At 65.8% G+C, this 21194-nt stretch carries 18 protein-coding genes and 1 pseudogene; 4 read left to right on the top strand and 15 right to left on the bottom strand.

What is annotated here, in order from left to right:
* The first annotated feature begins 100 nt into the window (after positions 1 to 100).
* Complete coding sequence (locus AAHS21_RS23065) at positions 101 to 2065, top strand: SpoIIE family protein phosphatase (RefSeq protein WP_342929871.1); 1965 nt, start codon at positions 101 to 103, stop codon at positions 2063 to 2065.
* Here AAHS21_RS23065 and AAHS21_RS23060 read toward each other — a convergent pair.
* The 6 genes from AAHS21_RS23060 to AAHS21_RS23035 form a co-directional block, all read right to left on the bottom strand.
* Positions 2062 to 3306: an acyl-CoA dehydrogenase family protein gene (locus AAHS21_RS23060; protein ID WP_342929870.1), complete on the bottom strand. Its 1245-nt coding sequence runs from the start codon at positions 3304 to 3306 to the stop codon at positions 2062 to 2064. The two genes, AAHS21_RS23065 and AAHS21_RS23060, sit on opposite strands and share 4 nt — an antisense overlap.
* The gene (locus AAHS21_RS23055; protein ID WP_342929869.1) at positions 3303 to 4445 is read right to left on the bottom strand and encodes an acyl-CoA dehydrogenase family protein; all 1143 of its coding nucleotides are present in this window, start codon (positions 4443 to 4445) and stop codon (positions 3303 to 3305) included. The genes AAHS21_RS23060 and AAHS21_RS23055 overlap by 4 nt, the downstream gene beginning before the upstream one ends.
* Before the next feature lie 120 nt (positions 4446 to 4565).
* The gene (locus AAHS21_RS23050; protein ID WP_342929868.1) at positions 4566 to 5531 is read right to left on the bottom strand and encodes an alpha/beta hydrolase; all 966 of its coding nucleotides are present in this window, start codon (positions 5529 to 5531) and stop codon (positions 4566 to 4568) included.
* Positions 5532 to 5667: 136 nt separating this feature from the next.
* Positions 5668 to 6831, bottom strand: a complete 1164-nt coding sequence (locus AAHS21_RS23045; protein ID WP_342929867.1) for an amidohydrolase family protein — start codon at positions 6829 to 6831, stop codon at positions 5668 to 5670.
* A complete protein-coding gene (locus AAHS21_RS23040; protein WP_342929866.1) occupies positions 6828 to 7874 on the bottom strand; it encodes an amidohydrolase family protein in 1047 nt (348 codons plus the stop codon). The genes AAHS21_RS23045 and AAHS21_RS23040 overlap by 4 nt, the downstream gene beginning before the upstream one ends.
* Positions 7871 to 8230, bottom strand: coding sequence for a Rieske (2Fe-2S) protein (locus tag AAHS21_RS23035; protein ID WP_342929865.1), 360 nt, complete (start codon positions 8228 to 8230; stop codon positions 7871 to 7873). The genes AAHS21_RS23040 and AAHS21_RS23035 overlap by 4 nt, the downstream gene beginning before the upstream one ends.
* Positions 8231 to 8409: 179 nt before the next feature.
* Here AAHS21_RS23035 and AAHS21_RS23030 point away from each other — a divergent pair, with 179 nt between their 5' ends.
* Together AAHS21_RS23030 and AAHS21_RS23025 are read left to right on the top strand one after the other, a co-directional pair.
* Complete coding sequence (locus AAHS21_RS23030; RefSeq protein ID WP_342929864.1) at positions 8410 to 9636, top strand: cytochrome P450; 1227 nt, start codon at positions 8410 to 8412, stop codon at positions 9634 to 9636.
* Entirely contained in the window at positions 9633 to 10790 is a 1158-nt protein-coding gene (locus tag AAHS21_RS23025; RefSeq protein ID WP_342929863.1) for a Zn-dependent alcohol dehydrogenase, read from the top strand. Before AAHS21_RS23030 ends, AAHS21_RS23025 begins: the two co-directional genes overlap by 4 nt.
* A 3-nt stretch (positions 10791 to 10793) precedes the next feature.
* On the opposite strand, the gene AAHS21_RS23020 is transcribed toward AAHS21_RS23025, so the two are convergent.
* The 7 genes from AAHS21_RS23020 to mdlC form a co-directional block, all read right to left on the bottom strand.
* Positions 10794 to 11528, bottom strand: coding sequence for an SDR family oxidoreductase (locus AAHS21_RS23020; RefSeq protein ID WP_342929862.1), 735 nt, complete (start codon positions 11526 to 11528; stop codon positions 10794 to 10796).
* Complete coding sequence (locus AAHS21_RS23015) at positions 11525 to 11965, bottom strand: VOC family protein (RefSeq protein ID WP_342929861.1); 441 nt, start codon at positions 11963 to 11965, stop codon at positions 11525 to 11527. The genes AAHS21_RS23020 and AAHS21_RS23015 overlap by 4 nt, the downstream gene beginning before the upstream one ends.
* A 98-nt stretch (positions 11966 to 12063) precedes the next feature.
* A complete protein-coding gene (locus AAHS21_RS23010; RefSeq protein WP_342929860.1) occupies positions 12064 to 13968 on the bottom strand; it encodes a YhgE/Pip domain-containing protein in 1905 nt (634 codons plus the stop codon).
* Positions 13969 to 13970: 2 nt separating this feature from the next.
* On the bottom strand, positions 13971 to 14648 hold the full coding sequence (locus tag AAHS21_RS23005) for a hypothetical protein (protein ID WP_342929859.1): 678 nt from the start codon (positions 14646 to 14648) through the stop codon (positions 13971 to 13973).
* A gap of 12 nt (positions 14649 to 14660) precedes the next feature.
* Positions 14661 to 15287 (bottom strand): TetR/AcrR family transcriptional regulator, encoded by a 627-nt coding sequence (locus tag AAHS21_RS23000; protein ID WP_342929858.1) that lies wholly within the window; start codon positions 15285 to 15287, stop codon positions 14661 to 14663.
* A gap of 54 nt (positions 15288 to 15341) precedes the next feature.
* Positions 15342 to 16520 (bottom strand): helix-turn-helix domain-containing protein, encoded by a 1179-nt coding sequence (locus AAHS21_RS22995; protein ID WP_342929857.1) that lies wholly within the window; start codon positions 16518 to 16520, stop codon positions 15342 to 15344.
* Between the two features lie 32 nt (positions 16521 to 16552).
* Positions 16553 to 18166 (bottom strand): benzoylformate decarboxylase, encoded by a 1614-nt coding sequence (gene mdlC / locus AAHS21_RS22990; RefSeq protein ID WP_342929856.1) that lies wholly within the window; start codon positions 18164 to 18166, stop codon positions 16553 to 16555.
* A 177-nt stretch (positions 18167 to 18343) separates the two neighbouring features.
* On the opposite strand from mdlC, the pseudogene AAHS21_RS22985 reads away from it, so the two are divergent.
* Positions 18344 to 18895 (top strand): annotated as a pseudogene (locus AAHS21_RS22985) (zinc-binding dehydrogenase).
* Between the two features lie 7 nt (positions 18896 to 18902).
* On the opposite strand, the gene AAHS21_RS22980 reads toward AAHS21_RS22985, so the two are convergent.
* Positions 18903 to 20123 carry a cytochrome P450 gene (locus tag AAHS21_RS22980; RefSeq protein WP_342929947.1) on the bottom strand — a complete coding sequence of 407 codons (1221 nt, stop codon included), beginning with the start codon at positions 20121 to 20123 and terminating at the stop codon, positions 18903 to 18905.
* Positions 20124 to 20134: 11 nt separating this feature from the next.
* Complete coding sequence (locus AAHS21_RS22975) at positions 20135 to 21154, bottom strand: LLM class F420-dependent oxidoreductase (protein ID WP_342929855.1); 1020 nt, start codon at positions 21152 to 21154, stop codon at positions 20135 to 20137.
* Positions 21155 to 21194 lie beyond the last annotated feature (40 nt).

The raw sequence follows: 21194 nt of genomic DNA, 5'->3' as shown, positions 1-21194 counted from the left end.
TTGCTAATCTGATTACTTACGCGTGTCGAATAGAACCGCGCGTTGGTGGATTTCTCGGTCCATGGAAAGGCCCGCCGGGAGGCTCAGGAGGGACGGCCAGATGGTGGCCGAAAAGGACTGGGACAAGATCGTTGGTGCGGCCGACGACGTGCGTCGCATCTTCGAAAAGGTCCCCGCGATGCTGATCGGTCTGGAAGGGCCGCAACATCGCTTTGTCGCGGCCAACGCCGCCTACCGCGCCCTGAATCCGGCGCTCAACCCGGTAGGAATGCTGGCGCGCGAAATCTATCCCGAGCTGGAGAGCCAGCAAATCTTCCAGATGCTCGACCGGGTCTATGAGACCGGCGAGCCGCAATCCGGGGCCGAGTGGCGCCTGCAGGCCGACTTCGAAGGAACCGGACTCGAGGAGCGCTACTTCGACTTCCTCGTCACCGCTCGTCGCCGCGAGGGCGGAGCGATCGAGGGCGTCCAGATCATCTTCGACGACGTCACGGATCGGGTGCAGGCGCGGTTGGCCGCCGAGGCCCGCATCGAGGAACTCTCCGAGCGCTATCGCAACGTCCGCGATTCCGCCATCGTCATGCAGCAGGCGCTGCTGGCCTCGTCGGTCCCCGTGGTTCCCGGCGCCGACATCACCGCGCAGTACCTGGTCGCCACCGAAGACACCGCGGCCGGCGGCGACTGGTTTGACGCGATACCCCTCGGGGACCGGCTGGTGCTCGTGGTCGGCGACGTGGTCGGCCACGGCGTCGAAGCGGCGGCGGTCATGTCGCAGTTGCGCACCGCGCTGCGAATGCAGATATCGCAGGGCTACAGCATCACCGAAGCGCTCGAGGCCGTCGACCGGTTCCACGAACAGGTGCCCGGGTCGAAGTCCGCCACGTTGTGCGTGGGCTCACTCGACTACGACACCGGTGAACTCCAGTACTGCACCGCCGGGCATCCACCGCCGCTGGTGGTGAGCGCAGCCTCGAGCGCACACTACGTCGAGCCGTCGGGCGCCGGTCCGCTCGGCAGCCGCGTCGGTTTTCCGGTTCGCAGCGAAATGCTGGACGTCGGCGATTCGATCCTGTTCTATTCCGACGGCCTGATCGAGCGGCCCGGGCGCCCATTGGGCGCCAGCACCGCGGAATTCGCCGACCTGGCCGCCAACATCTCCGCCGGTGCCGGCGGGTTCGTCATCGATGCGCCGACGCGAACCATCGACCGTATCTGTTCGGAGACGCTCGAATTGCTGCTCCGGTCAACCGGTTACAGCGACGACGTCACGCTGCTGGCCGCGCAGCGCCGCACTCCCCCGGCTCCGCTGCACATGACGCTGGACGCGACGATCCACGCCGCACGGACCGTGCGCTCCCGGCTTCGCGGCTGGCTTTCCGATGTCGGCGCCGACGCCGACGACATCTCTGATGTCGTGCACGCGATCTCCGAGTTCGTCGAGAACGCGGTCGAACATGGTTACGGCACCGAGGTTTCCGACGGCGTCGTTGTCGAAGCATCGCTGTCCGGCGATGGCAACATGTACGCCGCGGTGATCGACCGCGGACACTGGAAGGATCACCGTGAAGGCGAACAGGGTCGCGGGCGCGGGCTCGCGATGGCAGAGGCGTTGGTTTCCCAGGCCCTCATCACCCGCAGCGACAACGGCACGACGGCCAGCGTGACGCACCGGCTATCGCGACCGGCCAACTTCGTCACCGACACGATCGTCAGTCGGGCAACCTACCGCCGGGCCAGTGACAACGAATTCGTCTCGACCGTCCGCGAACCCGGCCAGATCGTCGTCAGCGGTGACGTCGACTCCAACACCGCGTCCACGCTCGACCGCCTGATTGCCGTCGAAAGCCGTTCGGGCATAGCCCCTTTGGCGATCGATCTCAGCGCCGTCACCCACCTGGGGTCCGCGGGCGTCAGCGCGCTTGCGGCCGCCCGTGACCGGGCGTTGCGACAGGGCGGCGATTGCGTGCTGATCGCCCCGCCCGGCAGCCCCGCCCATCACATCTTGTCGATGGTCCAGATACCCGTCAACAGCGGCGATAGCGAGGACGTCTTCGCCGAGGACTAGTCCTTGCCGTGTCGCACCTGGTTGAACGGCACCCCTCGGTCGGCGGCGTACTCACGCGGGAAGCCCAGCACCCGCTCCCCGATCACGTTGCGCGCCATCTCCGTTGTGCCGCCGCCGATGGCGACGCTTTGGCGCACCAGGTACCGCAGTCCGGCCTCCAGGCCATCGCCGGTCTCCCCGACCACACCAGCCGCTCCCGCGACCGCCATCGCGGTGTCGACGTCCACCTGCACGGTCTCGGCGTGGAACAGCCGAATCAGCGTGCCGGCCGCCGCAGGCAGCACACCGTCACCGACGTTGCGCGACACGTGTTCGATCAGCTGCTCGGCCACCATCCGATGCACCAACGCCCGGCCGGCCATCTCCCGCAAACGTTCGTTGTCGGCCTGACCGGTCTTAGTCAAAAGCGCAACGTAGTCAATGGGATTGGCGCTGCCGCCCTCGCTGCCGCTGCCGCTGGCGAACTCCGAACCCTGGCCGACTGCCCGCCGCTCGTGGTACAGCTGACGTGAGGCCACCGCCCAGCCGCCGTTGACCTCCCCCACCACGGCGTCGTCGCCGACGTCCACACCGTCGAAGAACTCCTCGCAGAACTCCGTGGAGCCGCTGAGCATGGTGATGCGGCGCATCGTGATGCCCGGGTGATCGATCGGGACCAGGAACATGGTCAAACCTTCATGCTTGGGCACATCCCAGTTGGTGCGGGCCAGGCACAGGCCGTAGTCGGCGGCGAACGCGCTGGTACTCCAGGTCTTGGCGCCGTCGATCACCCATCGGTCACCGCGCCGTTCGGCCCGGGTGATGACGCCGGCCAGATCCGATCCGCCGCCGGGTTCGCTGAGCAATTGCACCAGCACCTCGTCGCCACGCAGTGCGGCGGCGATGTGCTGCTTCTTCTGCGCTTCGGTACCGGTGTCGAGCAGGGTGGCACAGCAAATGGTGAACGTCGGGATATTGAGAATCAACGGCATCTCGTAGCACAGGGATTCGTCGTCGAACGCCTTCTGGTAGGCGTAATCCAGACCCAGACCGCCGTATTCGCGCGGGAAGCAGATGCCGGCGAATCCGCCTTCGTAGAGCCGCTTTTGCAGTTCCCGAGCGCGTTTCCAGGCGTCCTCGTCGTCGCGGGGAGCAGCCGGCGGCGAATCGGGGTCGATGGGCGGCATGTTGTCCGCCAACCACACTCGGGCGCGGGCGGCGAATTCTGCGACGGATTCCGTCGGCGTCTGGTCGTGCGTCATTTGGTGGTGCGGCCGGCTTTCTCTGAGTCATACACCCGCAAGTTGTGTTCTTCCGGGGTGCCGAACATGGCGCGGTACAAGGTAACTCGCCTGAGGTAGAGGTGCAGGTCATGTTCCCAGGTGACACCGATGCCGCCGTGCATCTGCACGCAGCCCTGGACGATCCGCCCCGCCATCTCTGAGACATAGGATTTCGCGACGCTGGCCGACAGGCCTGCGGCAGGTGCGCGGTCGGCGACATCGGCAACCGCCGCCGCCGTGGTGGCGCGGCACGCTTCCAGCCACAGCTTCATGTCGGCGAAGCCGTGTTTGAGCGCTTGGTAGGACGCCAGCGGACGGCCGAATGTGTGCCGGTCCAGCGCCCACTGGACGGTGAAGTCGAATACCGTTTGCACGATGCCGACCACCTCGGCGCACTGCAGAACCGCAGCGATCTGGCTTTGCCGGTCGACCAGCGCGGGGGTCTCAGCGGCGCTGCCGATGGCCGCGGACGAGTCCACGACCACTCCGTCGAAATGCACTCGCGCGTATTGCTTGACCAGATCGACCGACTGCTGGGGCTCGACCCGAACCCCGGGCGCGTCCGTCGGGACCAGGAACTGACGGACCTCGTCACCGCAGCGCGCCACCACGAGCAGCAGGCCGCTCTGGGCGCCGGCCTCGACGCGATCCTTGGTGCCGTCAATGCGATATCCGGCATCGGTCTGGGTGGCTGTCACTGACGGATTCAACGGCTCCCAGCCACGGCCCGGTTCGGAGACCGCCCACGAAGCCACGGTTTCGCCGGAGATCAACGCCTCGATGACCGCCGCGTGGGAATGCGCATCGGCACATTCGGCGAGCGCGGTGAGCACGACGCTGACCGGGTACAGCGGGCCGGGTGCGACGGTCTTGCCGAGCAATTCGGCGACCGACGCCAGATCCGCGACGCCACTCTCCGAGACGCTGCCGCCGCCCAACTCCTCCGGAACCAGCAGACCGGCCCAGCCGAGCTCCGCGGCGCGCTGCCACCAGGCCGGGTCGAAGGAAACCCCTGCCGCATGCAGCTCCCGCACGCGCGACAGCGGCGCTTCCTTCTGCAGAAACGATTGGGTTGTCGAGACGAAGAGCGCCTTTTCAGGCGAGTCCACGGCCGTCATGACACCGACCGGCCTTTCCGCAACATTCGGTCGCCGCCGCCAAGAATCACGTTCTCGATATTAACAAATGACAATACCGCAAGCGCTACCGGAGTTCGCCGAATAGCCCCGATCGAGGTGTTACATCGCGAACACGCGGCGCACCGACTGCGCGTGCAAAGCGCGGTTCTCTTGTGAGACGACCCAGTCCGGCACCAGCGAATCGAAGCCGTTGAATGTGGCTGCGATGACATGCAATTCGGTGTGTACGAAGGCATGCAGCAGCCGGTTGGCGTAGTCGATGGCTTCGTCGCGGCACGGGTCGATCTCCGAGCAGCTGATGAACGTGGGCGGCAGGCCCTCCAGGTTGGCCCGGTGCGCCGGAACATGCTGACCGCTGGCGCTGGCCGGGCCCAGGTAGTGACCCCAGGCCCGGCTCACCGCCGGACCGTTGAGCCCCGGTGTGCGCTGAAACTCGCGCCGCGACGGCGTGGCATCGCTGTCCAGCATCGGCTGGTGCAGGATCTGCATCCGGATCTGTGGGCCCTCGGCGTCGAACATCCGCTGGGCCAGGCTCGCGACCAGGGCGGCACCCGCATCCCGGCCCATCACGGCCAGCCGGCTGGTGTCGACGTTCAGCTCGGCACAGTTTCGGATCGCGTAATACAAACCCGCCTCGACGTCGTCGATCGCCGCAGGGGCCGGATTCTCCGGGGCCAGCCGGTAGTCGACCGAAACCACCAGGCAACCACCGTCGCGAGCCAGCTCCACGCATGCCGCGTGGTCCGTGTCTAGGTTGCCGGACACGAAGCCCCCGCCGTGGGCGTAAACCAGCAACGGCGCCCCCGAGTCACCTTCAATGCGGCCCCGATAGAAGCGGAGGTTCAGCTGCTGGCCACCCGGGCCGGAGATCGAGCGGGTTTCGACGGCGACCCCCTCGGTGTCGACTGCCACGGCACGCTCGGCGGCGGCCCGGTTGGCCTGCTCTCGCTCGGCGGCCAGTGTCTCGGTACGGAATTCGACGATGCCCACCTCGCTGGCGGCGTCGCGGAGCACCGGGTCGAGGCGGTTAATGCCTTGCGGGCGGGTCAGATCCGTTTGCGTCATACCCTCTCAACTCCCGGGCTTATGGTGCGGGCCTGGCGGGAGGCCCTGTCGGAAACCATAGTCAAGGTAGACCCGGTCAGCCCCGAGCCGTCACACTGCCGCAGCTGCGGGTAACCGGAAACTGGCCCGGGGCGGCTCAGCTGCCCGGTGTGGCACCCTCGCCCGGGAGTGCCTGGACCGTAGCCGGCAACCCGTACAGAGCCGTCGCGTTCCCGCGCATGATCCGCTCCCGCTGGTCGGCGGGGAACCTGTTGATCGCGTACGTCGGCGAGTCATAGCTCCAGTGCGGATAGTCCGTCGAGAACATGAGATTGTCTCCCAGGTCCATCATTTCCAGATACTCGCGGAACTCTACGGTGTCGACGTCTTCCAGGGGCTGAGTGGTGAAGCGGACATGCTCGCGTACGTAGTCCGACGGACGCCGTCGTACCTGCGGCAAGTCGGCGCGGCGGGCCTCCCAGATCCGGTCCATCCGTGACATCACCGGCATCGCCCAGGTGAAGCCGCCCTCGATGAACACCACCCGCAGGTCGGGGTGCCGATCGAAGGCGCCGTCGAAAACCAGGCTCATCAGGTGCGAGACGTACAGCAGCGGCCAGGACGCGAAAAAGTCGTGCCAGTGCGCGGGATTGCCGACGGGATACAGCGGGATCAATTCGAACGGTGTCTGACCCATCAGATGCGTAGAGATCGGTAGCCCGTTGCGCGATGCCGCCTCGTACAGCGGATCGAAATGCGGGTTGCCGAACGGGATTCCGCGGGTCTGCGGTGTCATCAGCACCTGGGCCATGTACGGATGCCCGGCCCAGCGCTCGACCTCGCGCGCCGCCTGCTCCGGGGTCTGCGCGCTGACACTGATCGACCCGCGCCAGCGACCGTGCGCGTTGTGCTTGTCCAGCCACACGTCGGCGAGCCAGTCGTTGTAGGTGGACTTGAGCACGTGTTCGGCCTGCGGCAGCTGCGCATCGCACATCGGCTCCAGCGACGCGATGCTCACGCCGGCGTCGATGAGCAGTTGCTTTGCGGCGTAGTCCGGGTCGCTGCCGGCGACCCCGCCGCCAGGGGGCCACGAGTCCATCCGCAGCGACGACGTCTTGAACGAATCCGGGGTGTCGTAGAAATACGACATCGGGCTCACCGCATTGCCTGTCGGCCAGATCTTGTCCACCCATTCGGCCGGCGCGTAGGACTTGAGCACATCGGTCGACACGGGCAACGGGTGGACGTCGGTGTCGACGATCGTGACGGCGATGTGGTCGTCGCGGCGGACCTGCGATTCAACCCGTTCGATCGTGGTCATTGCGCTCGCTCCTTTGCTCCCAGACCGTAAAGCTCGCTGGCGTTTCGCCACAACACCTGCTCGCGCTGCGCGGCGTCGAGCCCCTGGGCCGCCACCTCGGGCGACGACGTCGACCAGTGGGGGTAACTCGATCCGTACATCAGCAGGTCGGTCTTGCCGGTGAACTCCATCCAGCGCTGCACGTGGGCCGGCTCGACCGGGCCGTCGAATGCCGACGAGCAGAACCGGACATGGCCGGGCAGGTATTCGCTGGGATAGCGATCGACCCAGGGGGTCTGGTCGCGCATCGACAACCAGAAGGTGTCCAGCCGCCACATCAGCGGGGTGAGGATGTCGTAGCCGCCGTCGGCGAAGACGAATTTGAGGCCGGGAAGCCGGCCGAACACGCCCTCGATGATCAGCGTGGCCAGATGCACGAAGTAGTTCAGCGGCATGAACGACGCGTAGCCGGGATAGGTGTGTGCGTGCCCGGCGAATGTCGGGGCATGGTCGACGCCGTTGCCACCGTTGATATGCACCGCGACCGGCAGCCCATGCGCGGCGGCCGCCTCCCAGATGGGTTCGAACATGGGCTTGCCGTACGGCTCGCGGGACTGCATCGGAACGCCGACCTGTACCAGCTTGGGATGGCCGGCCAGGCGTTCGATCTCGGCGACGGCGCCGCGCGGGTCTTCGGGGTTGACCTTGATCGTGCCCCGGAACCGGCCGGTGATATCGGGGTCGAGCCACCGGTCCAGCAGCCAGTCGTTGACGGCGGCGCAGATGCTGGTGTTGAGCAAATAGTCGGCGATGTTGCCACGCGTCAACGGATTCAGGATGGCGTAGTCGACTCCGGCGTCCTCGAACAAGTGGCGGCTCACGGTGTCGGGATCCGAGCCCGGGTAGTGCTCTCCGTAGAGGTCTTGGCGGTAGTCGCCACCGGGTGCTTGGTACCACTGCTGCTCGACGTCGGGGATCGCACGCAGTTGGTGGGCTTGCGGTAGGTAGCGCCGGATCTCGGCGTTGTAGCGGAAGTGCGGTTGCACGTTCGTGTCGATAATCATGCGGTCACGTACACCTCACCGTCGGTGACATCGACTGCGTAGGTGCGGACGCGACGACGCGGATCGGCGAGGCTTTGACCCGTGGTGACGTCGAATTCCCAGTTATGCCAAGGGCATCGGACGATCTGCCCGTCGCGCACCCGGCGTATCCCGCCGGGCTCCTCCGGCGCCGCTTCGTTAGTGCCCCCGAGCAGGCCCAGGCATAACGGGGCGCCCTCGTGGGAGCAGTAATTCACGATCGCGTACAGCGCGCCGTGCACGTTGTACACGCCCACGCCGAACTTGCCGACATCGACGAGTTTCATCCCGCCGGGCGGCAGCTCGTCGACCGAGCACACGAATCTCCGCTGGGCCACTGAGAATCACCGCCTCGTTGACCTACCGGATCAATACTGAGCCCGTTACGGTAACCATCACAAGCCTTGCTATTTATACTATGATAGCGAAAATCCGCTCGAAACACCCGCCGAAGACGCCGGGGCGGTCAGCACCGGCCCGCGTCAACGGCCTTACCGGTTGCTCAGGAGGAGCGCTGATGCCGTTAAGCACCGACAACGTCGGCCAGCCCGTCACCCTCGATTTCACCGGTGAAACCAGCCCCTATCCGTTCTACGAATACATGCGACGCACCGACCCGGTCTGGCACGGCGCGCTGGGCGACCCCTCGCAGATGCCCGAGGAGCTGCGGCCGAACGACGAGTGGGTGCTGTTCGGCTATGACGGCGTGTTCCAGGCCTTCCGCGACGACCGGATCTTCACGTCGGCCGCCTACGAGAAGACCATCGGATTGGTGATGGGGCACACCATTCTGGCGATGGGCGGCAAGGAACATCACGACCACCGCAGCCTGGTGGCCAAGGCATTTCGGGCCACCGCACTTGAACGGTGGGAGCCGTCGGTCATCGGGCCGGTGTGCGATCAACTGATCGACGAAATCAAAAACGACTGTCACGCCGACCTGGTCAAGGCGCTGACGTTCGAGTTCCCGACCCGGATCATCTCGGTGCTGCTCGGGCTTCCTCCGGAGGATCTCGACATGTTCCGGCGGCTGTCGCTTGACCTCATCTCGATTCCGACCGACATCATGGCGGGGCTCAATGCCGCGAGCGAGCTGCACGGCTACTTCCTCGAGCAGGTCGAGCAGCGGCGCCGCAAGCTCACCAACGACATCATCGGCGACTTGGTCGCCGCCGAGATCGACGGCGAGAAGCTCACCGACGACGCGATCATCGCGTTCTTGCGGCTGCTGCTGCCCGCCGGGCTGGAGACGACCTACCGCTCGTCGGGCAACCTGTTGTACCTACTGCTGACCCACCCCGAACAACTGGAGATGGTCCGGCAGGACCGGTCACTGATCCCTGCCGCCATCGAAGAAGGCCTGCGGTTCGAAACGCCGCTGACCATGGTCATGCGCACCACCACCGAAGAAGTCGAAATCGGCGGCAAGACAATCCCCGCCGACGCGCAGATCGACATGTGCATGGGCTCGGCCAACCGCGACGAAAGCCGTTGGCCCGACCCCAATCGCTTCGACATCCTTCGGCCGCGTCAAGCCCACATCGCATTCGCGGGCGGCATCCACATGTGCCTAGGAATGCACTTGGCGCGGTTGGAAACCCGGGTCATGTTGAACAGCCTGCTCGACCGGGTTTCGAACCTCGCCTTTGTTCAGGACGACGGCACCGGCGAGGAGTCCAAGATCATCGGCCTCACCTTCCGGTCGCCGAACAAGCTTCCCGTCACGTTCACACCCGCCGCATGAAAAGCCGCGCGGCGATCCTGCACGACGTCGGCGGGCCGTGGTCTGTCGAGGATTTCGAACTGGACGCACCGCGGGCCGGCGAGGTGCTGGTCGAGATGGCCGCGGCCGGGATGTGCCACTCCGACGACCACATCCTGTCCGGCGACATGTCGGCACCCAACGAGATGCTGCGTTCGCTGGGATTGCCCACCATGTTTCCGATGATCGGAGGTCACGAAGGCTCGGGCGTGGTACGCGAAGTCGGCCCCGGCGTAACGGAGTTCGTGCCCGGTGACCACGTGGTCATGTCGTTCGTCGCCGTGTGCGGGCAGTGCCGCTGGTGCGCAAGCGGCATGGAGTACATCTGCGACATGGGGGCTGGCGTGCTGACCCCGGGCATGCCGACCGACGGCACCTACCGCCACCACACGGCCGACGGCAAGCCGCTTGGCCATCTGGCCAAGGTCGGCGCGTTTTCCAAACATACTGTGGTGTCGACGAATTCGTTAGTGAAAATCGAGCCGCACCTGCCGCTGGTACCGAGCGCGCTGTTGTCCTGCGCGATACCCACCGGGTTCGGCTCGGTGGCCAACCGCTCCAATATGCGACCGGGCGACACCGTCGTCGTAATCGGTGCAGGAGGGATCGGCACGGGCGCGATTCAGGGCGCCCGGGTCGGTGGTGCCGCACACATCGTCGCGGTCGACCCGGTGGAGTTCAAACAAAAGTCGGCGTTGCAGTTCGGCGCCACCCACACCGCCGCATCCGCGGTCGAGGCAATGGATCTGGTGCGCGAACTGAGCTACGGAATCATGGCCGACGCTGTCGTGGTCTCGCCGTCGCTGATCACTCCCGACGACGTCCGCGACGCGGTGCGGCTCACCCGCAAGGGCGGGACCTGTGTGCTGACCGGTATGACCTCGCAGCTGACCAGCTCGGTCAAGATCGATCTGCAGGATTTCATCCTGTCCAACAAATCCCTCGCCGGCACCGTATTCGGTTCGTGCAATCCGAAAGCCGACGTCTTTCGGCTGGCCCGGCTCTACCAAACCGGCCGGCTGCTGCTCGACGAGATGATCACCCGGCGCTATCACCTCGATGACATCAACGACGCGTACGACGACCTGCGAAACGGCCGAATCGTGCGGGGCGTCATCGATTTCGAGATCGAATAGCTGCTATTTTCGACGGCCCGCCACTCGCCGCATCTGGCCGTAGGAGTCGATCGGGCTGTGCAAGGACAGGCCACCGTCGGCATGCACGACCTGGCCTGTCACCCAGGGCAATTCGAGCACACCGACGATGGCCTCCGCCACCTCGTCGGCCTGGCCCAGTCCGCCGAGCGCGGTGCGTTCGGTCAACCCCTCCACCCAGCCCGGCAGTGCTTCCGGGTTGGGCAGCATCGGCGTCCGGGTGACACCGGGCCCGACGGCGTTCACCCTGATGCCGTATGCCCCCCACTCCACGGCGGCGACCTTGACCAACATGTCCACGCCTGCCTTCGATACGCAATAGGCGCCCATGTCACGATCAGCGATAGAACCGCTGATGCTGGACACCGCGACAATCGAACCGCCCGCACCGGCGTCGATCATGGCTTGGGCCGCCGCGCGGATCGTCAACCAGGTGCCGGTGAGATTGACCCCGAGCACCCGTTGCCACTGCGCGGGCGACTGTTCGAGCAGAACTCCCGCCGCCCCGATCGCGGCACAGGTCACCACGCGGGTGGGCACACTGTGTTCCTGGACAGTTCGTTCCATCGCCGATGAGACTGCGTCGGGATCGCTTATGTCGCAATCGATGTCGCCGTCGGCCAGGTCCCACACCACGACGTCGTGGCCCACGTCGCTCAGCTGCTTTGCGACTTCACGACCGATGCCGGACGCACCACCGGTCACCAGTGCGGTGCTCATTTCGCCCGCCCGATCAACTCGACAAGCACACCATCGGGTGCGGTGATCACCGCCATCGCGACGGTCCTTCCGTCCGGGGCGACGACGTCGATGCGACGGACGCCGTCGGTGAAACCCAATGCCGCCAACGTCTCGAGCGTCTCGTCGACCTCGCGCTGCAACGAGAGCAACATGAAGCCGTGCCGCAGCGCAGTGGATTCCGGTGATGCCGTATCGGCGCCCGCCAATTCCACGAGTTCAACGCTCCCGCTGCCCGGTTTGTCCGGATCGCCCAGAAAGATCGACCGCAGCCGATCGGACGTGGCGCCGAACAGCGTTGGCCAATCGCCGGTGAATTGGTAGTCCATCAATTGGGTCAAGCCGAGGCCGTCGCGCCAGAACCGAAGCGAGCGTTCGACATCGGAGGTGCAGATCGCCGAATGGTGGACACCGAGCACGAGTTACCTCCCGCGTTTCAACCGAGATGATTCTGGCCGAAGGCTACCCGTAAGTGTAGCGAGCGCAGCATGCCGGGATCGCAGGGGCCGCCGAGCCGCTACATCTTGATCGCAGGGATCAACCGGCTGAGATTCCAGACACGGTCTCGCCGCGCGGACAGCGACGAGATCGCCAGCGCCACAGCTGTTATCGCGACCAGCACCGTGACCGCCTGCCAGAGCCGCGCGTCGATCCCGCCGAGGATGAGCTGACGTAATCCGTTGACGCCGTATGTCATCGGGTCGAAACGATGCAGGATCTGGAACGGTCGTGACGTGGTTTCAACGGGGTACAGACCGCCGGCACTGACGAGCTGCAGCATCAGCAGGGCCATGATCAGCACGCGCCCGACCGCCGGGCCCATGAGCGCGTTGATCGCTTGAGTTGCGGCCACGAATGCGGCAGAAATGAGAATCATGAACCCGAGCATCGCTACCGGGTGCACCGCGTGCACGCCGAGGGCAAACCGGACCACGCAGTAGAGAATGATCGCCTGGAACAACGCGATCGCGGCCGCCGGCAGGTAGCTGGCGAGCACCACGCGGATCTCGAGCACCTCCGCGGCAATCGCACGACTCTGCAAGGGTCGCAACACCATCCACAGCACCAATGCGCCGAAGAACAGGGCCAACGTCAGGAAGAACGGCGCCATGCCGGTGCCGAAGTTGGGCGCGGCGTTCTCATGCGAGGCTTCGAGATGCACCGGTCCGCCGATAGTGTCGGCGACCGCATCCTTCTGCTGGGTGTTCCAGTTGGGCAGCTGCTTGGCCCCGTCGGCCAGCTTCGTCGCCAGCTCGCCCGATCCGGCCTTGATCTGGTGTGCGCCGTCATCGAGTTTTGCTATCCCGCTTGCTAATTCGGCGTTACCCGACGCGAGCTGCTGGGCTCCGTCGCGCAGCTGGGTCAGCTTGTTCGTCAGCTCTTGGCCCTTGTTGCCAACCTGGTCGAGGGCCGATCCCAGCGGGCTGCCGGGTGCGCGCAGTGCGGAGGTCATCGCGATCGCCGCATTTTGCGCGTCGGTGAGGTGCTGGCGGATCTGCGGCGTGAACTGATGGCCCCGCAGCTGGTCCTGGATGCCGCGCAGGTTGTTCGCCAATGGGTCCCCTCGTGCGGAGAGCTGATCGATCACCGGCGACAGCGAGTCCGCGGCGCCGTCCTGTGCCGTGGCGATGGCGCCGATCTGGTCGTTAGCCTGCTGCAGCGCGGCCGCGCCCTGCTGCAGCTGCTGCGTGTTGCCGCCGATCTGCGACAGCGCCCTGGTGACCGTGAGCAACGGGTCGGTGGCCTGGTTGATCCCGTCGGAGAGTTGCTGGGCACCGGTGGCAAGCCGCGCGGACCCGGAGCGTGCGGAGTCGAGGCCGTTGACCAGCTGGCCGGCGCCGTCATCGAGTCGGGCGGCACCGTCGGCGGCCTGCTTGATACCCGCACCGGACGAAATCACCACCGACAGCAAGTGATTGACGGCCTGTCCGGAGATCCGGCTGGACACGGCGTTGAGCACCTGGCTGATGGCGGTACGACCGATGCTCGTGGAGATGTAGTTGTTGGCGTCGTTGTAGACGGCAATCAGGCTGGCCTTCTTCGGCTGCCCGGTCACCGGCGACGCGATCGCCGCGCTGAAGTCCGGCGGCAACTCGACCATGAAGTAGTACTTGCCGTGGTCGACCCCGTTGCGCGCTTCCGCCAAGTTCACGACGTGCCAGTCCAAACCGCCGTCCGCGGTGAGGCTCTTGGCGATCTCGTCCCCGGCGTTGAACTGCTCACCGGAAACGACGGCGCCGCGGTCGGAATTGACCAGTGCCACCGGCATTTTGTTGGTGTGGCCGAAGGGATCCCAATACGCCCATAAGTACAGCGCCCCATACACCAGCGGCAGCAACATCAGCACGACGATCGCCACGCGTGTCAAACGGCTGCGACCGAACCGTTTGATCTCCGAGCCGAATGCGAGTCCAGCCAACATCTTCAATCCCCTCCGGTCAGGACACGTTGATCGTGAAGTTCGTGCTCGGGTGCGTCGGTGCCCAGGGGGTTGGTGACGCCGACCACGACGGTGCGCTGCGCTGCGATCACGCCGAGCCGCTCCACCGCGATCGCTCGCCGGGCGTTGTCGCGGACTTGCTCGAGGTCGCCGACCACCAGGATTGGGCGATCCGACAGCAGCGCCAGGGTGATGCGCAGCAAAAACAGCTCCAAATCCGACAATTCGACGATGTAGGTGTCCGCGGACGGCGCGGGTGTGTCGCCGAAAACCTCCGTCAGCTCGGCCTGACCCGCTTGCGGCGGCACCACTGAATACCACGGCGCCAACCACCGGCGCTGCTCGGCGAGCACCGTCGCCACGGTCACCGACTCCTCCAGCTCATCGATGTCGTCGAAAGCGGCGATCGCGCAGTGCCGGCGGATCGCGCGCGGCGTCGTTTCGCCGAGCACGCTCAGCGAGCCGTGCGTGGCCTTGAAGCGGCCCGCGAGCGTCAACAGCAGCGTGGTCTGTCCCGGGCCCCCGGGCATCTGGATCGCCTGGAAACCTGGCGCCAGGGCGAGGTCCACGCCGGAGAAGATGGGCCCGTGCTCGCCGTCGACCCCTAATCCGGTGGCGGTGATCACCGGCGCGCTGGTGTCCGGCTCGTCATTGGTGTCCATGTGCGGCTCTTCCTATCTGCCCGAGGCCGAAATCGATTCCAGCAGTGCGGTGATCAGTTGCGCGAGCAGGTCGGGGTCGATGCTGCCGGGCCGCAGGACCTCTTCCATCGCGACGCCGAGATTGAGGGTGACGACGAGCTGGGCGACATCGGCCAGCCGCCGGTCCGACGGCACGGCGTCGGTCGATTCGACGATGTGCAGGGCTTGGTCGGCCGCGGCGCGACGACGCCCGATCAGCCGCTCGCGAAGCAGCGGATCACGCTGGGCGCGCAGCCAGTACTCCACGAGCAGCACGTAGTAGTCCGAATGTTCGCGAACCGAGTCGAGCACCGACCGGCTCACCTCCCGTGCGGCCGCGGCCGTGTCGCCGCCGCTACTGTCCAGCGCTATCGCGATCTGTTCGCCGCGCAACTCGAACTCGCGGTCGACCAGCGCCAGGAACAGTTCGTCCTTGGACTCGAAGTTCGAGTAGACCGCCCCCTTGGTGAAGCCCGCGGCCTGGCCGATCGCGTCGATGGTGGCACCGGCAAAGCCCTCCGACGCGAACACCTTCGAGGCCGCATCCAGGATCCGGTCGCGCACCTCGCCCCGGGTCGGGCGGGTGCGAAGCGGCTTCACCGGTGACATGCCCAACAGCATACTCGCCGGTATCCAACTGATACTAATGAGTATCGAAGGTCACTGCCGCGGCCGTCAGCGCAGCCTGCCATCGATTTCGAAGGCCAAACACAACTCGGCGAGCTCGAGCGGAACGCTCGTCGATCGCCCGGTGTGTTCCTCGATCCGGCGCAGCCGGTGCCGCACCGTGTTGGGGTGGCAGAACAGCGCGGCCGCCGCCTCGGGTACCGAACCGCGATGCGCCGCCCACACCCGAAACGTCTGGAACAAGACGTCGCGGTCCGAGGCGCCGTCCAGGCCGCCCAGCACCGCGTCGGCCAGGCGCAGATTGACATCGGGCGCGGTCACCGCCGCCACGCCCAGCACGCTGTCCCCGAATTGCACGACGGGGTGGCTGTCGGACGTTCCGGCGACGGCGATCCGCGCGTAGCGCAGCGCGGTGGCGATCTCCGACAACGAATCGAACGGTGGACTGACACCGGCGCCATGGCCGCTCGCCCGTTTCAGCGTCGCGATCAGCGAGGCGCGGGCAGCATCGGACGGCAGCGCCACGATGCCGATCTGCAGCTCGGGCAACAGCCGCCACGCGGAGTAGACGCCGGTGCTGAGCAGCTTGTCGACGATGCCGGGCAGAGCGTGCTTGCCCAGGTTCGGGGTGCGGGCGGCGACCACGACGTAGGGGCCGTGGGTAGGCAGGCCGAGCAGGTCGGCGATTTCCCATGGACTGTGGCCGGCCGCCGCCGCGCCGGAGAACAACGCCTCGGTGAGTGCCGCGCGTTCGGCCTCGTCGTCGACGGCCTGTTGGGTTGCGCGGCGGCGGTAGCCGCTCGTCATGGCGTTGGTGTAGACGTCCTGCGCCTCCCAGATGCGTTCGGTCACGGCGAGCAACGCCCGCCGCGAGACGTCGGCGTGGGACTCGATGATCTCGAGGAGCGCTTGCCAGATGAGGTGCGAGCCCACCCGGTAGGCCGCCATCACCACCGGCAGCGGCACTCGGCTGTGCGCGCGGGATTCACCGGTGGCGATGGCCGGTGTGGTGTCGAACGATTGCGGCCGGGCCAGTGCGCTGAAGATGAAACGCACGTTTGCGGTGCAGCTTTCGACGAGCTCGTCGTGACTGACCACCTCGGCGTCCCGATAGAAGTCAATCTCGGCCCGGACCGCCGAGGCGACCGAGGCACCGAGTTCGCCGGTCCGTCGGACCAACTCGGCCCCGATCAGCGACACCTGCTCAGCTGTGTTGTCCGCGCTCACCTGTTAAAGGTAGAAGCGCGTGGGCAATCGGGTCAGCCCAGGTGCGCCAACTGCGGCTTGGTATGCACCACGATAACCGTGGGCCCGTCGGCGGTCAGCGCGGTGTTGAACTCCTCGGCAAGCTTCGCGGTGGTGTCAACGTTGACGGCACGACATCCGAATCCCGTTGCCAGGCAGGCTATGTCGAGCCCGGGAAGATCGAGCCCAGGGACATTCGGCGTCTTTTCCAGCAATGCGAACGCCTTGAGAACCCCGTACTCCTCGTTACGCATCACCACGAACACGATGGGCAGCTTGTGCTGGGCGGCGGTATAGATCGCCTGGATCGAGTACTGGAAGGAGCCGTCGCCGATCGTGGCGATGACGCTGCGCTTGACACCGCGAGCGCGATCGCCGAGTGCGATACCGACCGCGCCCGGTACGCCCCAACCGATGCCGCCGCTGGCCGTCGCGAAGAACGAACCGGGGCGGGTCGTGGGCAACCAGCGCAGTTGTTGCGCCATCGTCGACGTCGACTCCATGACGACCGGGGAATCCGCGAGTTTGACGGTGGCCAGGGTGGACCACGCCGCGTCGGGAGTCAGTGGCGACGAGTCGGCGTCGGCGATTTCCACCCGATCGGCCGGTGCCACCGGGGGTGCGGCGGCGCCACGATGGTCGACCAATTGCACCAGTTGTTCGAGTGCTAACCGGGGGTCACCGATCAGGCTGTCACCTACCGGTGCGGCACCGGCCAGTGCGGGATCGGCTGTAATCTGCAACAATTCGCTGCCTTCGGGCAGGTAGTCGCCGGCTACGTACGGGTAATACCGGAACACCTGCGCGCCGATCACCACGACCAGGTCGTGGCCGCGCAATACCTCTGCGACACCGGCAATGGTCAACGGCAACATGCCGCGATACTGCGGGTGGTTTTCCGGGAAGGACACGCGGTCGGGTAGCGGTCCGTTACGGACGGGAGCGCCGACCTTTTCGGCGAACGCCACGCCGGCGTCCCACCCGCCGCTGCGGTCGACCTCGGGACCGAAGACCAGCAGCGGCCGCTGCGCGCGATTGATTCGGTCGGCGAACTCCCGCAACCGTTCGGCATCGGGCGCCACGCGGCGGCTGACGGTTCGAACGACCGCCGGCCCCAGCGCGGGCTTGTCCCAATCGTCCAGCGGGATCGACAGGTACACCGGTCCAGCCGGTGGTTGCAAGGCGACGGTGTAGGCGCGCATAAAGGCCGCGGGTACATCCTCGGCGCGCTTGGGTTCGTACGCCCACTTCACCCAGGGCAACGGCAGCAGATTCTCATTGGGATTGGTCAGGTACGGTTCGCACAACACCATTTCCCGGGTCTGCTGGCCCGCCGTGACGATGAGCGGGGTGTTGCCGCGGTAGGCGGACATCAGGCTGCCCATCGCGTTACCCGTCCCGGCGCTGGTGTGCAGGTTCACCAGGGTGGGTTTGCCGGTGGACTGGGCGAACCCGTCGGCCATGGCCAGCACCGAGGCCTCTTGCAGCCCAAGGACATACGTAAAATCATCCGGGAAGTTCTTCAGGAATGTTTGCTCGGTGGAACCGGGGTTGCCGAATACCGTCGTCAAGCCCAACTCGCGAAGCAAGTCGTAGGTGACCTTGTGAATCGTTTCCCCGGTTGTCATGAATTCCCCAACTTTCTTTCATCCACGAGGGCATGGACGTCACCGCGGTGCGTCGCAACCTAGTCTCGCCGATGCGCCCGGCGCTGTCGATGTAATCACGCACAGCGCCGGTCCGCGACCGCTGTGCCGCGGCACAACGAGATCGACAGGCCGACCCCAGTGCCGCACACTGTGGCCATGCATGGAATTCGAGTCAGCGAACTCGGCGGCCCGGAAGTCCTCTCCTACGTTGAGATCTCACCACCGTCACCGGGTGCCGGTGAGGTGTTGATCAAGGCCGAGGCAATCGGCGTCAACTTCATCGACACCTATTTCCGGACGGGGCTGTATCGACCCGCAGCGGTTCGGCGCCAAAATCCGCGAGCTGGCTCCCGGCGGGGTGGCCGCCGTGTACGACGGTGTGGGACGCTCGACGTTCGACGCGAGCCTGGCCAGCCTGGCGGTCCGCGGCACGCTGGCACTGTTCGGTGCCGCTAGCGGGCCCGTCCCTCCCGTCGACCCCCAGCGACTCAACGCAACAGGCTCGGTGTACCTGACCAGACCATTCAGGTCGCATTTCGTGCGCAGCCACGACGAATTCGCTTGGCGGACCAGGGAATTATTCGACGCGATCTCCACGGGCACCGTCGAGGTGACGGCGAGTGCGCATTACGCCCTTCGGATGCGGCCAAAGCGCACCGGGATCTGCAGGGCCGTAAAACCACCGGGCCGGTGGTGCTGACTCCCTGACCCCGACTCAGACCAGCGAGTAGCGCACCGGCAGGTGCTTGAGGCCGCCGACGAACGTGGTGGCGACCAGCTCCGGATCACCGTTCAGTTCAATGGATTTCAGCCTGGGCAGCAGCTCGGAGAAGAAGCTGTTGACTTCCATCCGGGCCAACGCGGCACCCATGCAGAAGTGCACGCCGTAGCCGAAGGCGAGGTGCTTGTTGGGCTCGCGCCCCACGTCGAAGCGGAACGGGTCGTCGAAGACATCCTCGTCACGATTGCCCGACACATAGGACAGCAGCACGGAATCCCCCGCCGCAATCGGCACGCCGCGCACGGTGGTGTCTTCGTTGGCGGTCCGCATGAACTCCTTGACCGGGGTGACCCACCGGATCATCTCCTCGGTGGCCAACGGCATCAGGTCGAGATTGTCACGCAGGCGTCTGCGCTGGTCCGGGTTTTCGATAAGTGCCTGCATGCCACCGGAAATGGTCGCGCTGGTGGTGTCGTGACCCGCGGTGGCCACGATCAGGTAGTAGGACACGGTGTCGATGTCGGACAACGGCTCGCCGTCGACCCGGGCGTTGGCGATCGCCGAGGCCAGGTCCTCGGTCGGGTGCTCACGGCGCGACGCCGTCACCTCGTTGAAGTAGCCGAACATGTCGAGCAGTGCCGGGATCTGGTCCTCATTCGAGGTGCCGCGCTTGAATTCGCTGTCTTCGCTTCCGAACAGCTCCTGGGTGAGCTTGAGCATGCGCGCGAAGTCGGCCTCCGGGATGCCGAGCAAGGACATGATCACGAACAATGGGTAGTTCACCGCGACCTGCTGCACAAAATCGCATTCAGGCCCGACGGCCAGCATCTTGTCCACGTAGATCTTGGCGAGCTCGTCGACCCGGAGCTTCATCGCGCGCATGGCCTTTGGCCGAAACCAGTCCGAGCCGATCGCGCGTACCACCCGGTGCTGCGGGTCGTCCATGTGAATCAGCGTGCGCACCCCGGCGTTGGCCTGCAGCTCGTCGCCCACGGTGGTGGTCAGCACCGGGCGCGGCCAGTTGGTGAACTTCATGTTCTCGCGCTCGATGTCCATGATGTCGGCGTGTTTGGTGATCGCCCAGAACGGCTTGTAGTCCGGCACCTCAACCCACGACACCGGCGCGGTGGCACGCAAGTGAGCCAGCGCCGTGTGCAGCCGCTTCTCGTCGGTGTACGCCAACGGATCTGCCAAAGACTTTCCGGCGTCGTCCATCGTCGTTGCAGTCACTGGCGAAACTCCTTCATTGCGGCGGTAATACAGGATTGGGAAGCGTTGTAGAAGATCGGCAGCACGCGATCGACGCCCGCACACCGGCTACGCAAGGCGGCTCCAACTCTGTCGACGGGACCGACGACCGCGAAAGCACCCAGCATGTCGTCGTCGATCAGCGATCCCATTGCGTCCCATTCGCCTTGCTTGGACCGACGATTCAGCTCGGTGTGCAGGTCGCCCCAACCGTGCAACTCGAGCACCTTGCGGTAGGCCGGCGTGGAGCCGTAGAAGGCGATCTGTTTGCGGACGGCCGTGCTGGCCGCTTCCAGTTCGGCGTCGTTCTCGCCGGTCGCGACCATGACCTCGGCCGAGATCTCGAAATCGCAACGACTACGCCCGGCGCGCTGCGCCCCGCGCAACAGTGCCGGCACCGTCACGTCGTTGAGGTAGCGCTGGGAAACCATCGGGTGACCGAGGTGGCCGTCGCCGACCTCGCCGCACATCTCGGTCATCACTTCGCCGACCGCCGCAATGAACACCTTCGGCACCGGGTACGGGTGCTGCTCCGGGGTGAACATCGGCGTCATGATCTTGTGGGTATAGAAGTCGCCCTCGAAACTCAGCTTCGCTTCGCCGTTCCACGCCGACCAGATGGCGTGCAACGCGGAGACGAATTCGCGCATCCGGCGGGCCGGATGACTCCACGGCATGCTGAATCGCTTCTCGATGTGCGGCTGGATCTGGGTGCCCAAACCGAGAATGAAGCGGCCGTGGGAGTACGCCTGCAAATCCCATGCGACGTTGGCGACGGTCATCGGATTGCGTGCGAACGCCACCGCGATGTTGGTGCCCAAATCGAGCCGCGACGTGTGCTCGGCGGCCAGCAGCAGTGGCAGAAAAGGGTCGTGACTGGTTTCGGCCGTCCAACCCCCGTCGTAACCGTGTTGTTCCAGGTGGCCCGCTGCTTCCACCACGCGCTCGAGGCGGTTGGGGATGCCGCCGTCGATCTTGAGCCGGGGGCCGTCAGGCATGCGGGTAACTTTACAGTAAGCAATCCAGTATGTGACCCTG

Source organism: Mycobacterium sp. 050272 (assembly GCF_039023525.1).
Taxonomy (GTDB): Bacteria; Actinomycetota; Actinomycetes; order Mycobacteriales; family Mycobacteriaceae; genus Mycobacterium.
The sequence above is the reverse complement of the archived record's forward strand: the minus strand, read 5'-3'. Positions and strand labels throughout refer to the sequence as shown.